Raw genomic sequence first — 13,838 nt, 5'->3', positions numbered from 1 at the left:
CCTTATTTATAATGATTCGTTATATCTACTATTGAACAAATTTCTATTATTGATTGATCGCCTTGACCAGGGATTTCTCTAAACTCCAAACGATATTGGTCGTTAATACGCAAAGAAGAAAGCCCCTTTTTATCACCTTTCAATTTCTCGTAATTTAAAGATTGGAAAGTAAATAAATCCTCCATTTTAGAAATATTCATTAAGACTTTCACGCACTTTAAATACCCCTTTACTATATTGGGCTGAAACCGATGTTTTTTATCAGTCGTTTTCCCCTTTTCGTATAGGTCCGCTAGATAATCCTTTTCAAATTCTACATTCATAGTTATTTATTAATGCCACAAAGATAGCATTTTAATTTTAAAATTCGCACATTTAGCGAATTTGTTTAGATTATATTACAAACAAAAAACGCCCATCTTTAGACGGGCGGGAAATGCTTAGGATTGCGGATTGACTAACTCCCCTGTTTCCTTATTCAAGACCAGATGGTATTTCTTCTTCTCCCCTACCTTAGTGGTGGCATCAATGTCTACTACTACGTTATTGCCATCTAGGGAGTATGTGGATTTGTTTACTCTTATCTCTTCATCAGTGATGGGGACTTGCCAAATTAGATATTTATTATATCCCCATTTTGATATGTCAACACACATGACCATACTATTATAGATATATACCATATTACTGTAAGATATAGGCATGTAATTATTCCTTTCAATTTCTTTAACCCATCTTTCAGCACCTGGATCATTATTCCCAATTGTCTGCTTTAAATCACTATCCAATACTCCAATTTCATAAATTCCTGTTCTTACAGTTTTATAAATGGCAACATATTCTCCATACCAATCAGCTATTGCTTCAGGATAGAAGATAGTTTGTTCGAAACCATAATAATGTTCCTTATCAAAATACTTTTTTAAAACTAACTTTCCGTCTTTAATTTTTAGGATAAATTTATGAGGATGAGCAACTAATTCTGAACTATATAAATCTCCCAATATATAGAAACAATCATCCTTTTTCAAGGCACTTTGAAGGAAACACCCTTTGACTATGTATTCTCTCTTATCTCCGAACCCAAGATCATGGGTATAATTTTCTGCTTTGTCCTTGATAGTAAACACCTTGTTGCCTGATTCGTCAATAGCCTCTATATAGTAATCTCCTTCGAATATATAAGATTGCAGTTTTAAATCACCTACCAGAATAACACTATTAATTTCATATTTTGGAGGCTCTGGCTCATTTATGGTGTCTTCACTTGAGCTACAGGCTGCCAATAGCAATATTGCTACTAAAGGAAATAAAATTTTCTTCATAATTGTGTGATTTATGTTATACAATGCGCAAACGTACAAAAAGCAGGAACAAAAAACAACTATGACAAATGTTTTCTAATTTTGCGGAAGATAAAAAGTAAAAGAGCGTCATTCGAACCACCAGATAGACGCCCCTTTCCCAATTCATAGTAGCACAAGTATGCTATTTTCGGCTCAGCGGAAATTTCTGGTTGGTAAGTTTTAAAATTATCTATCTTTACTTACCTTTGTTTTATGAAACCCGAACAACTCCTTCGTGCCATCCTTCCGGATGTGCTTATAGACAACTTTGATATTGTCAATTTCGACAAGAGTGCTGACCGTTTTGATATTTATCTTGATGAAAAAAAAGTTCAGCTAAAAGAAGATAAGACCAATCCGGATATCATATCCTATGGTTTTGGTAAGTATCGTACAATCCAAGACTATCCTATTCGTGGTCGCGCCACTTATCTCCATGTTCGTAAACGTAAATGGCTTGACAAGTCTTCCTATGAAATCTTCAGTTATGACTGGGATTTATCCGAATTTGACGGTACACGGCTCAATTCTGAGTTCGTCTCTTTTTTAAAAGAAGGAGATTGAATCTACTCCTGTGAGCATCTGTGTGCTTGTGGAACGTTATGGCGTAAAAGGGCAGACTCTTCGTAAACAATACAAGGAGAAAATCAGTGATTACCGGAACTGGGACCAACTCGAACATGCGCATGACTACCTCCTTTATCCTGAAAACATTGGAGAAAACCTTTCTTTGGATGAAACTTGCCTGAGCAATGGAGATGTTTATACGATTCTGACCAATAAAGCAGCTAAAGGCCGTAAAGGGGCTTTAGTTGCAATGGTTCGTGGAGTGGCCACAGATGCGGTAAGCGGAATCTTGCGCAGGCTTCCGCATCGGAAACGGCTGTCTGTCAAGACTGTCACTACAGATTTATCTTCAGCCATGATGCTGACGGTCAGAAAGGTGTTTCCTGCCGCAAAGCTGATCAATGACCGTTTTCATGTACAGCAGCTCATGTCTGAAGCTGTTGACCAGTTAAGAATACGCTATCGGTGGAAAGTACTTGATACGGAAAATCAGGCTATCAGGGAGCATCGCCAAAAGAAGAAAGAAACAAAGAGTAAGGCGGAAAGGGAGAGAATAGGGAAATGGGAACCTGAAAGAATGGAGAACGGAGAAACCCTGCCACAGATAGTAAGCAGAAGCAAGCATATTATACTGAAACACTGGAGCAAATGGAGTGAACAGCAAAAGACCAGGGCTGCCATTCTCTTTGATAAATTCCCCAAGCTTCTGGAAGGATACAGCCTTAGCATGAAACTGACAGACATCTTCAACAAGAAGTCAGGTCCCGATGAAGCAAGGCTAAATCTCGCAAGATGGTACAATGAAGTGGAAAAGTTTGACTATATGGAGTTCAACAAGGTACTTGATACCTTTTCAAACCATAGTACGACCATCATAAATTATTTTGAAGAACGATTGACAAATGCTTCAGCGGAGTCGTTCAATGCTAAAATCAAAGCTTTTCGAAGCCAGTTAAGAGGGGTGGCTGATGTGAAATTCTTCATGTTCAGACTGGCTAGGCTATACGCTTAAAAGAAAGCTTGCCAACCGGGAAAATCCGCTGACCCCTATTTTCGGACTGATCCGTTTTCAGACTGACCCCTAATTTTGTAGTACCATTTTCAGTTAAGAGCAAAGAAAAAGCCCTCTCAGAAATCATCTGAAAGGGCTTTGCGAGGTTCCTGGCGGATTCGAACCGCCGTACACGGTTTTGCAGACCGCTGACTAAGCCACTCATCCAAGGAACCGTAATTTCTCGTTTGCGGTTGCAAAGGTAGTACAAATTTTGAAACTACCAACTATCCGCAGCAATTTTTCTTTGTACTTTTTTTCTTTACACTACATTCATGTCTCTTCTTCTCCATCATATCCTTTAATTCACAGCCACTTACACAGCTATCGCAAGGATTAGCACTTTCGCGCGTGCGACGAAAAAAAATATAAATCCCGTATATGACTCGGGCAATACAGAGTACAATCAGTACTCCGACCACCCATTCCTGCCAATTATTCATACAAATAGTCCTCCAATCTGATAAACTGCGAATGAAACAAGCCAAGCTAACCCCGTTGTATAACAGGCAGCAAAGAGCGCCCATTTCCAACTGCCGGACTCCTGTTTGATAGCTGCCAATGCCGCAATACACGGAAAGTAAATCAGCACAAACAACATATAACAGAAAGCAACCAGTGGAGTTATTGGTATCCGCTCCGCCAAACTAGCCTCATCAGCTTCCGGATCGTCTACATATAAAACTCCCAAAGTGCTAACAACCAATTCTTTCGCTCCTACTCCCGAAACCAAGCCGATACCCAGCTTCCAGTCAAACCCCATAGGCGCAATCACCGGCTCTATCGCACGGCCAAGCTGACCTATATAAGAATTTTCCTGCTGTTCGGCTACCGTCTCATATGCGTCATGATTAGGATAATATCCTAAGAACCAAATGATAATAGAAGCAATCATAATAATCCCTCCCATTTTCTTCAAATACTGGGCTCCTTTCTCCCATGTATGACGGAAGATTGATTTAGCTGTCGGCATCCGGTATGGCGGAAGCTCCATCACAAACGGAGTATCGTCACCCTTCACCAAAAACTTGCTGAACAAACGCGCCAACAACACAGCCAGAAATATCCCAATCGCATAAATACTTAACAACACCAGACTGGCATTGTTCGGAAAGAAAGATCCCACCAACAACAAATAAATAGGCAGACGCGCGCTACAAGACATCAACGGATTCACCAGCATCGTAATAAGGCGGCTTTTCCGATTCTCAATCGTACGCGAAGCCATAATAGCAGGCACATTACATCCGAATCCCATAATCAACGGAATAAATGACTTCCCGTGCAATCCCATCTTATGCATAATCTTATCCATAATAAATGCAGCACGTGCCATATATCCCGAATCCTCCATCAACGAAATGCAGAAATACAGAATAAGGATATTCGGTAAGAAGACAATGACTCCCCCTACTCCGCCGACAATACCGTCAACCAGCATATCCTTTAACGGCCCTTCGGACATATTATTGCGAATCAAATCACCAATCTGTCCCACCAGCCACTCAATTCCCATCATCGGATATTCGCCAAGCACAAACGTACCCTCAAACATCAGATACATGAAAAGGAAAAAGATGGGATATCCCCAAATACGATGAGTAACAATGGCGTCCAGCACTTTTGTAGTCTGTGCCTGTTCCAAGTGGTTATCAGTAAACGTTTCTTTCAATGCACCACTGATAAAACCATATTTTGCATCCGTAATAGCGGACTCACAATCTTCATTCATCGTACCCTGAACACGCTTAGCCATTTTATCACGAATACTGAGAATAGCCTCCGCATTCGGCAAAGTACGCACGAAACTCTCTATGTCCGGGTCGTTCTCCAACAGCTTAATAGACAGGAAACGAGTGGAATATTTATGGCGGATAAACTCATTCTTGGAGACTTCCTCTTTTACAGCATCAATCGCTTTTTCCAAATCGGGGCCATGATTGATGTGAATATGCCGGAATACACGTCCGGTTTTCTTATGTTCACGCACATAGTCTTCCAAGTGTTCCTCTTCATGGTGTTTCCGATCTTCCAAAGAGTCATGCCATTCGGTCAGGTCTCTGAGCACTTCCGGATTCATATTTCCCTGTTTATCAAAGAAGTCGACTCCTTCGTAGAGGTTAATGACCACATGGAACAGAGTGTCCAGTCCGCGATTTTTCTTACTTACCGTAGGCAGCATCGGGACACCGAACAATTTGCTCAATAAATGATAGTCCAATGTATTCCCACTGGCTTCCAATTCATCGTAAATATTCAGAGCCACGACCATACGGACATTCATATCAATGAGTTGAGTAGTCAGATATAAATTCCGTTCAAGGTTCGAAGAGTCAACTACATTAATAATAACATCCGGAGTTTCGTCGATAATATGACGGCGGACATAAATCTCTTCCGGCGTATATGCCGACAAAGAATAAGTTCCCGGCAAATCGACAATGCGGAAGTGATAACCTTCAAAGTCGAAATAACCTTCTTTGGCATCTACGGTCACGCCGCTATAATTTCCGACATGTTCATGAGCACCGGAAGCCAGATTAAACAAAGAAGTCTTGCCGCTGTTCGGATTTCCGACCAAGGCAACATTGATGGTGCGGCGTTTACCTAACGCCAACCGTTTCATCTCTTCTTCTTTTACAGATATATCTTCAGGCAACCCTTCATGGTAAATAGTCTCTTCAGCCAGTTTTATAGCTTCCTCTTCACTGACCACTTCAATCATCTCAGCCTCCTGACGACGAAGAGAAATTTCATAACCCAGAACTTTATATTTAATGGGGTCCTTTAGTGGAGCGTTCAACAGTACTTCAACCGTCTTACCTTTAATAAAACCCATCTCCACAATACGTTTACGAAAACCACCGTGCCCCAATACCTTAACGATGACACCTTTTTCGCCTGTTTTCAATTCGGACAAACGCATAACTCTCAAAATTTTCGGCAAAGATAATTCATAACTTCGGAGCACGCAAATTATTTAGATTGTTTTTAAATAACAGGCGTTTTCATATTCTAAACCCCGCTGCTTGTAACTAAAAACAATGCCCATTCACTTGAGATACTTTAATAAACTATTATCTTTGCAGCATATGATACAACAACGGATTATACAGTATATAGACAAAGAAGATTTATTTTCTTCCGACAGTAACATTCTGGTAGCATTGAGCGGCGGTGCCGACTCGGTGGCACTGTTATGCATCCTTCATGCAGCAGGTTATCATTGCGAAGCCGCACACTGCAACTTCCATTTGCGCGGTGAAGAATCGAACCGCGACGAGCAATTCGTCCGCCAATTATGCAAGAAATATGAAATCCGCCTGCACACAGTTGATTTTGACACGACCCGATATGCAACCGAGAATCATATTTCCATCGAAATGGCCGCCCGCGAATTACGTTACAACTGGTTCGAAGAAGTAAGAACCAAATGCCAGGCTGATGTCATTGCAGTTGCCCACCATCAAGATGACAGCGTAGAGACGATATTGCTCAACCTGATTCGCGGAACAGGAATTACCGGACTATTAGGAATCCGTCCCCGCAATGGAGCAATCGTACGTCCTTTACTTTGTATCAACCGGGAAGAAATCCTACATTACCTGCAAAGCATCGGGCAAGATTATGTAACAGACAGCACCAATCTGGAAGACGAATATACCCGTAATAAAATCCGCCTCAACGTTCTTCCTCTCATGCAGACTATCAATCCGTCGGTAAAAAACAGCCTGATAGAAACCAGTAATTATCTGAATGACGTATCTGCCATATACAATAGATATATAGAAGAAGCCAAAACGAGAATAACCACATCAGAAGGCATCCGAATCCGCCAATTATTAAAAGAGCCGGCACCCGAAGCTCTTTTATTTGAAATTCTGCATCCTTTGGGCTTCAACTCCGCACAAATCAAAGATATTGCCAATTCGCTTCACGGACAACCGGGAAAACAATTCAGCAGTAAAGAATGGAGAGTGATTAAAGACAGAGAACTCCTTTTATTAGAAAAGGCCCAATCAGAAAACAAAGAGGAACTTCCTTTTCTGATTATCAAAGAAGAAAAAGAATACACGCCAGACTTTCTGATTCCGAGAGAAAAGGAAATAGCCTGTTTTGACGCAGACAAGCTGAATGGAGAAATCTCTTACCGGAAATGGCAGACAGGAGACACCTTTGTTCCTTTCGGAATGAAAGGAAAGAAAAAGATAAGCGATTATCTGACCGACCGCAAATTCTCTATCAGCCAAAAAGAACGCCAGTGGGTGCTCTGTTGCGGTAAACGCATTGCGTGGCTGATAGGCGAACGGACAGACAACCGCTTCCGTATTGATGAAACGACCCAACGTATCGTTATTTACAAGATAGTCTGAGGCTGTTTCTGCTTCTTAAAGCAATCAGACAGTAACGTCGCGAAAGGTGTATCATATACCCGCGCCTTTTTAGTGCAGGCTTTTACACAGGCGCAACATTTGATACATTTAGCCTCATCCGTATGCAACTCATCACCTTTGGTAATAGCTCCCGCCGGACAACGAACCACGCATAATCCGCAATGAGTACATACACTTTCATTTTCCACCCAGGGAGTACGGGGAAGCGGCATACCACTTTTGCGCAGTTTGATGACCTTTCTCAAAAAACGGAACAAAGGAATGAAAGGTTGGTTCGGACGTTTGATAGCACGCACATCTACCGGATAAAGAGTATCCATGGTATCGGCTGTCTCTATTTTCTTCCGGATTTTTTCCCCGAAGTCCGCAGCCAGAGCCAAGTCAGAGTCATCAGGACGCCCGACGGCAATGGGGTGTTCATCGGTGCTATACGAGTGTTCTCCGATAAAAGTTGCCCCAGCAATCACCTTCATCCCATGAGGTATGGCAAAAGCATCCAGCTCCATCAAAGCTTTTTCATAAGCGCGGTTTCCATAAACCACAACCAAAACGGTGGGCGTATCCAAGCCGCGGATACCCTGCAAACGTTCCATTGCCAAAGGAGCCACATGTCCCCCATACACGGGAACCACAATAATAGCCAATGCAGACGCAGGAATTACAATTTCTCCGGTAGCCTGTTGAGTGACATTTACGGGAAGAATATTTTTTATGCCCGTTCCGTGAACAATCGCCTCGGCTATTTGTTTTGATGTGTGTGTAGGCGAAAAATAAATTAAATAAGCTTCATTTACTGTCATACTATTTTCTTTTATGTAGCAAAGATACACTTTTACGTGGAAAAAAATGTTTGATTGTTCATGAAACCAAAAAAAATTATTATCTTTGCCCCCGTTGAAACATTCTACGATTCAACACATACACCCCTAATTCATAACAAAAAAACAAAACGTATACTTGCATATCTGTAGCTATAAGCTGTAGTAATGCTGTCCGTAATTCAGCTAAAAGAAATATTAATAACTTACCATACTATATGTATAACATTATCCAATTAAACGACAAAGAACTGTCGGAACTTCAAATTATTGCCAAAGATTTAGGCATAAAAAAAGCAGACTCATTCAAAAAAGAAGACCTTGTTTATAAGATACTCGATGAACAAGCAATCGTAGGAGCTACTAAGAAAGTTGCCGCAGACAAGCTCAAAGAAGAACGCAAAGAAGACAAGAAAAAGCGTTCGCCACGTGTAACTCCTGCCAAGAAAGAAGACAAGGCAGTTTCCGCAGCCAAGGGCGGAGAAGTTGCAAAGACCAAAGAAGCTACTCCTGTAAAAACGCAACAACCTTCCAAAGAGGAAAGTACAAACAAAGAAAAAGAGACTCCCGCCATTGATGCCAAAAACGAGAACGCTGCTCCGAAGCGTAAAGTAGGCCGTCCACGCAAGAATTCTGAGGCAACAGAGAAAAAAGAGGTGGAGAATGCCAAGCCGGTAGTGACCAAGGCTATGGAAGCAAAACCTGTTGCAGCAGCAGAAAAGCCTGCTGAAGCTACACAGAAAGCAGCTCCGGTGTCGCAACCTGCTGAAAAGAAGGAAAAACCCAACAAGCCTGTTGTAGAAACTAACAGTTCTACTGCTGAAACTAATAAGCCTGCCGCTGAAGCCAACAAGCCCGCTGAAAAGAAGGTAATAGCAAAACCACAAAAGAAAGCTGTGCCTGTTATCGATGAAGAAAGCAATATCTTGTCCAATGCCGACAATGATGATTTTATCCCAATCGAGGACCTGCCTTCAGAAAAAATAGAGCTTCCGACTGAGTTGTTCGGTAAGTTCGAGGCAACGAAAGCAGAACCGGCACAAATGCTGACCGAGCAAGCCCCCCACTCTCAGCAACAACAGCCTCAGCAACACCCGTCCCAACAACAGCAACAAGCCCAGCAGCAACGTCCGCGTATTGTTCGCCCACGTGACAATAACCCTAACAACAATAATAATTTCCAGCGCAACAATAACCAAAACCAGGCTCAGAACCAACAGCGCCTGCCTATGCAGCGTTCCAACCAGCAGAACAATGCCAGTGAGAACTTCCCGGCACAGCAACCACAGGAACGCAAAATTATCGAGCGTGAAAAGCCATACGAATTTGACGACATCCTCAATGGCGTAGGCGTTTTGGAAATCATGCAGGATGGATACGGATTCCTCCGTTCATCCGATTACAACTATCTTTCTTCTCCGGACGACATTTACGTATCACAGTCACAAATCAAGCTGTTCGGCTTGAAGACCGGTGACGTAGTAGAAGGAGTTATCCGTCCGCCGAAAGAAGGAGAAAAATATTTCCCGTTGGTCAAAGTATCGAAAATCAACGGACGTGACGCAGCTTTCGTGCGCGACCGTGTTCCTTTCGAACATTTGACTCCCCTCTTCCCGGATGAAAAGTTCAAGCTTTGCAAAGGCGGTTATTCAGACTCCATGTCTGCCCGTGTTGTTGACCTTTTCGCTCCGATTGGCAAAGGACAACGCGCATTGATCGTAGCCCAGCCGAAGACCGGTAAGACTATCCTGATGAAAGACATCGCCAATGCGATAGCAGCCAACCACCCGGAAGTATATATGATTATGCTGCTGATTGACGAACGCCCTGAAGAAGTAACCGACATGGCACGCAGCGTCAACGCGGAAGTCATCGCTTCCACTTTCGACGAACCGGCAGAACGCCACGTGAAAATCGCAGGTATCGTATTGGAAAAAGCAAAACGCCTGGTAGAATGTGGTCACGACGTAGTTATCTTCCTCGACTCCATCACCCGTCTGGCACGCGCATACAATACAGTTTCCCCGGCATCCGGCAAAGTGCTTTCCGGTGGTGTCGATGCCAACGCATTGCACAAGCCCAAACGTTTCTTCGGTGCGGCACGTAACATCGAAAACGGCGGTTCACTGACCATCATCGCTACGGCCTTGATTGATACCGGTTCAAAGATGGACGAAGTTATCTTCGAAGAATTCAAGGGTACAGGTAACATGGAGTTGCAGCTCGACCGCAACCTGTCCAACAAACGTATCTTCCCTGCTGTCAACATCACCGCATCCAGCACTCGCCGCGACGACCTGCTGCTTGACAAGACGACGCTCGACCGCATGTGGATATTACGCAAATACCTTGCCGACATGAATCCGATTGAAGCAATGGATTTCGTAAAAGACCGTCTGGAGAAAACCAGGGACAACGACGAATTCCTGATGAGCATGAACAGCTAATCGACGGAAAACAATAAATAACGAATGGTGGTCAAACTGCAATTATCCCGCAGATTGGCCACCATTCTCATTTTCAGGATTCCACTTTTGTACAAAATCCTTTCATTTACGTCCAAAACCACTCCCCTGCCCTTTTTTACATTCCCTTTTTTCCTACTTTTGTTGCAAAATCAATATTACCTAATTCTAACCAAGAATGAAAACGATTTATCCTTTCATGGGTTTAGCCCTATGCGGCATAGCAGCCCAGGCACAAGAAAAGCCGAATTTCCTGATTATCCAATGCGACCATTTGACGCAACGCGTCGTAGGCGCTTACGGGCATACTCAAGGATGCACCCTTCCTATGGACGAAGTAGCTTCGAGAGGAGTCATCTTCTCCAATGCCTATGTAGGTTGTCCTCTCAGCCAACCTTCACGCGCAGCCTTATGGAGCGGCATGATGCCTCATCAAACCAACGTACGTTCCAATTCCAGCGAACCCGTCAACACACACATACCGGAAAGCGTCCCGACACTAGGAAGCCTTTTCTCCGAGAACGGTTACGAAGCCGTGCACTTCGGAAAGACTCACGACATGGGTTCGCTAAGAGGATTCAAGCATAAGGAACCGGTAGCAAAACCATTTACCGACCCTGAATTTCCCGTCAACAACGACAGTTTCCTTGATGTGGGAACCTGTGAAGACGCAGCGGCCTATCTGAGCAACCCGCCACAGGAACCTTTCATTTGCATCGCCGACTTTCAAAACCCTCACAATATCTGCGGATTCGTAGGAGCGAACGAAGGCGTACATACAGACCGCCCTGTCAGCGGCACTCTTCCCGAACTGCCTGCCAACTTCGATGTCGAAGACTGGAGCAACATCCCTACTCCGGTACAGTATATTTGTTGCAGCCACCGCCGCATGACACAGGCTTCCCATTGGAGCGAAGAGAACTACCGCCACTACATCGCAGCCTTCCAACACTATACGAAGATGGTATCCAAACAGGTGGACAGCGTACTGAAAGCACTCTATTCCACACCAGCCGGAAAGAACACCATCATAGTCATCCTGGCCGACCACGGCGACGGAATGGCTTCACACCGCATGGTGACCAAGCATATCAGCTTTTACGACGAAATGACAAACGTTCCGTTCATCTTTGCAGGCCCCGGTATCAAGCAACAGAAGAAACCGGTAGACCATCTGCTCACACAGCCCACACTCGACCTTCTGCCCACCCTTTGCGACCTGGCAGGAATTTCCATTCCGGCGGGAAAAGCGGGAATAAGCCTTGCCCCCACCTTGAAAGGGGAGAAACAGAAGAAAACCCACCCGTATGCCGTCTCCGAATGGCACAGCGAATATGAATACGTGACGACTCCCGGACGTATGGTACGCGGACCGAGATACAAATACACCCACTACCTTGAAGGCAACGGAGAGGAACTGTACGACATGAAGAAAGACCCGGGAGAACGCAAGAATCTTGCCAAAGATCCTAAATATACAAAAGTACTTGCAGAGCACCGTGCAATGCTCGATGACTACATCACCCGGACAAAAGACGACTACCGCAGCCTGAAAGTAGACGCCGACCCACGGTGCAGGAACCACACCCCAGGCTATCCAAATCACGAAGGTCCCGGAGCACGTGAAATTCTCAAAAGAAAATAAAATAGTAAAAAGAGCGGAGATTACAAGAAAATCTTCGCTCTCTTTATTTCTTCCTTATTATGCGGGTGACATAAGAACTACTCGAAACCATCGTCCAGCATGATGCCAACCGGAAATAGTTTTCATCTCCCCCCGCTACTCCCGAATCGAAATAAAGCACTATCTTTGCAAAGTGTAAACTTAAACGCTTAATTATGTATACCAACAAACAGATTTGGAGTGTCAGTTACCCGATACTGCTGAGCTTGCTGGCACAAAATGTTATCAACGTCACCGACACGGCATTCCTCGGACACGTGAGTGAGGTAGCACTCGGAGCTTCTGCCATGGGCGGGCTATTCTACATATGTGTATTCACCATAGCATTCGGGTTCAGCACCGGTTCGCAGATAGTCATCGCAAGGCGCAATGGCGAGGGACGCTATACGGATGTAGGCCCGGTCATGATCCAAGGCGTCATGTTCCTGTTTGCCATGGCACTGATACTGTTCGGCTTTACCAAAGCGTTCGGTGGAAACATCATGCGGTTGCTCGTATCTTCAGAGTCCATCTACGAAGGGACGATGGAGTTTCTCGACTGGCGCATCTACGGATTTTTCTTCTCTTTCGTCAATGTCATGTTCCGGGCATTATACATTGGCATCACACGCACCAAAGTGCTTACCATCAACGCAGTAGTCATGGCATTGACCAATGTCGTGCTGGACTACGCATTAATTTTCGGAAAATTCGGCCTGCCGGAAATGGGCATTAAGGGAGCCGCCATCGCATCCGTACTGGCAGAAACCTCTTCGATTCTCTTTTTCCTTATCTACACATACGTCACTATCGACTTAAAAAAATACGGATTGAACCGCCTGCGTTCGTTCGATCCTGCATTGTTGATGCGGATTCTCAGCATCTCCTGTTTCACCATGCTCCAATACTTCCTGTCGATGGCCACCTGGTTCGTCTTCTTTGTAGCCGTAGAGCGGCTGGGACAGCGGGAACTTGCCATCGCCAACATCGTCCGGAGTATCTACGTCGTATTGTTGATTCCCGTCAACTCGCTGGCGACCACTACAAACAGCCTTGTCAGCAACGCCATCGGTGCTGGCGGTATCAAGCATGTGATGCCGCTCATCAACAAAATTGCTAGGTTCTCGTTCTTCATTATGCTGGGGCTCGTAGCGGTCACGGCACTGTTTCCACAGCTTCTTCTGTCTGTCTATACCAGCGAAGCCGCGCTTATCACAGAGTCCGTCCCATCAGTCCACGTGATTTGCATCGCCATGCTCATCGCGTCGGTAGCCAATGTCGTGTTCAACGGCATCTCCGGCACGGGAAATACGCAGGCCGCCCTATTGCTCGAAACAATTACAATCGTCATCTACGGCTCATACATCATATTCATCGGAATGTGGCTGAAAGCACCGATTGAAATCTGCTTTACGATTGAGATAGTGTACTATACCTTGCTATTGATAACAAGCTATATTTATCTCAAAAAAGCAAAATGGCAGAATAAAAAGATATAAATCCGAGAGATTTTTGTACATTTGCAAGCTCAAAT

The 13,838-nt window shown here is 44.1% G+C and carries 11 protein-coding genes and 1 tRNA gene; 6 read left to right on the top strand and 6 right to left on the bottom strand.

What is annotated here, in order from left to right:
• Positions 1 to 2: 2 nt before the first annotated feature.
• A complete protein-coding gene (locus tag CLIN57ABFB40_RS03020; RefSeq protein ID WP_175628822.1) occupies positions 3 to 323 on the bottom strand; it encodes a type II toxin-antitoxin system RelE/ParE family toxin in 321 nt (106 codons plus the stop codon).
• Between the two features lie 117 nt (positions 324 to 440).
• Entirely contained in the window at positions 441 to 1,325 is an 885-nt protein-coding gene (locus CLIN57ABFB40_RS03015; RefSeq protein WP_175628821.1) for a membrane lipoprotein lipid attachment site-containing protein, read from the bottom strand.
• A gap of 234 nt (positions 1,326 to 1,559) precedes the next feature.
• Between CLIN57ABFB40_RS03015 and CLIN57ABFB40_RS03010 the strand changes: the two genes are divergently transcribed.
• Both CLIN57ABFB40_RS03010 and CLIN57ABFB40_RS03005 read left to right on the top strand, forming a co-directional pair.
• Positions 1,560 to 1,910, top strand: a complete 351-nt coding sequence (locus CLIN57ABFB40_RS03010; RefSeq protein WP_175628820.1) for a transposase family protein — start codon at positions 1,560 to 1,562, stop codon at positions 1,908 to 1,910.
• A 10-nt stretch (positions 1,911 to 1,920) separates the two neighbouring features.
• The gene (locus CLIN57ABFB40_RS03005) at positions 1,921 to 2,925 is read left to right on the top strand and encodes a transposase (protein WP_175628819.1); all 1,005 of its coding nucleotides are present in this window, start codon (positions 1,921 to 1,923) and stop codon (positions 2,923 to 2,925) included.
• Positions 2,926 to 3,068: 143 nt separating this feature from the next.
• Here CLIN57ABFB40_RS03005 and CLIN57ABFB40_RS03000 read toward each other — a convergent pair.
• The 3 genes from CLIN57ABFB40_RS03000 to feoB all read right to left on the bottom strand — a co-directional run bounded on the left by CLIN57ABFB40_RS03000 (position 3,069) and on the right by feoB (position 5,890).
• Positions 3,069 to 3,140, bottom strand: a tRNA-Cys gene (locus tag CLIN57ABFB40_RS03000).
• A 51-nt stretch (positions 3,141 to 3,191) separates the two neighbouring features.
• On the bottom strand, positions 3,192 to 3,407 hold the full coding sequence (locus tag CLIN57ABFB40_RS02995; protein ID WP_121765811.1) for a hypothetical protein: 216 nt from the start codon (positions 3,405 to 3,407) through the stop codon (positions 3,192 to 3,194).
• Positions 3,404 to 5,890 (bottom strand): ferrous iron transport protein B, encoded by a 2,487-nt coding sequence (gene feoB, locus CLIN57ABFB40_RS02990; protein ID WP_175628818.1) that lies wholly within the window; start codon positions 5,888 to 5,890, stop codon positions 3,404 to 3,406. Before feoB ends, CLIN57ABFB40_RS02995 begins: the two co-directional genes overlap by 4 nt.
• Positions 5,891 to 6,056: 166 nt before the next feature.
• Between feoB and tilS the strand changes: the two genes are divergently transcribed.
• Entirely contained in the window at positions 6,057 to 7,337 is a 1,281-nt protein-coding gene (gene tilS / locus CLIN57ABFB40_RS02985; protein WP_175628817.1) for a tRNA lysidine(34) synthetase TilS, read from the top strand.
• Here the strand turns inward: tilS and CLIN57ABFB40_RS02980 are convergent.
• Entirely contained in the window at positions 7,322 to 8,158 is an 837-nt protein-coding gene (locus CLIN57ABFB40_RS02980) for a 4Fe-4S binding protein (RefSeq protein WP_175628816.1), read from the bottom strand. The two genes, tilS and CLIN57ABFB40_RS02980, sit on opposite strands and share 16 nt — an antisense overlap.
• A 236-nt stretch (positions 8,159 to 8,394) precedes the next feature.
• On the opposite strand from CLIN57ABFB40_RS02980, the gene rho reads away from it, so the two are divergent.
• The 3 genes from rho to CLIN57ABFB40_RS02965 all read left to right on the top strand — a co-directional run bounded on the left by rho (position 8,395) and on the right by CLIN57ABFB40_RS02965 (position 13,803).
• Positions 8,395 to 10,623, top strand: a complete 2,229-nt coding sequence (gene rho, locus CLIN57ABFB40_RS02975; RefSeq protein WP_175628815.1) for a transcription termination factor Rho — start codon at positions 8,395 to 8,397, stop codon at positions 10,621 to 10,623.
• A 196-nt stretch (positions 10,624 to 10,819) separates the two neighbouring features.
• Complete coding sequence (locus CLIN57ABFB40_RS02970; protein ID WP_175628814.1) at positions 10,820 to 12,286, top strand: sulfatase; 1,467 nt, start codon at positions 10,820 to 10,822, stop codon at positions 12,284 to 12,286.
• A gap of 194 nt (positions 12,287 to 12,480) precedes the next feature.
• A complete protein-coding gene (locus CLIN57ABFB40_RS02965; protein ID WP_175628813.1) occupies positions 12,481 to 13,803 on the top strand; it encodes an MATE family efflux transporter in 1,323 nt (440 codons plus the stop codon).
• Positions 13,804 to 13,838: the final 35 nt, after the last annotated feature.

Source organism: Bacteroides acidifaciens (genome assembly GCF_903181435.1).
In the GTDB taxonomy this organism is placed as follows: Bacteria; Bacteroidota; Bacteroidia; order Bacteroidales; family Bacteroidaceae; genus Bacteroides.
Note: the sequence above shows the minus strand (reverse complement) of the source record. Positions and strands in the feature narration are given on the sequence as shown.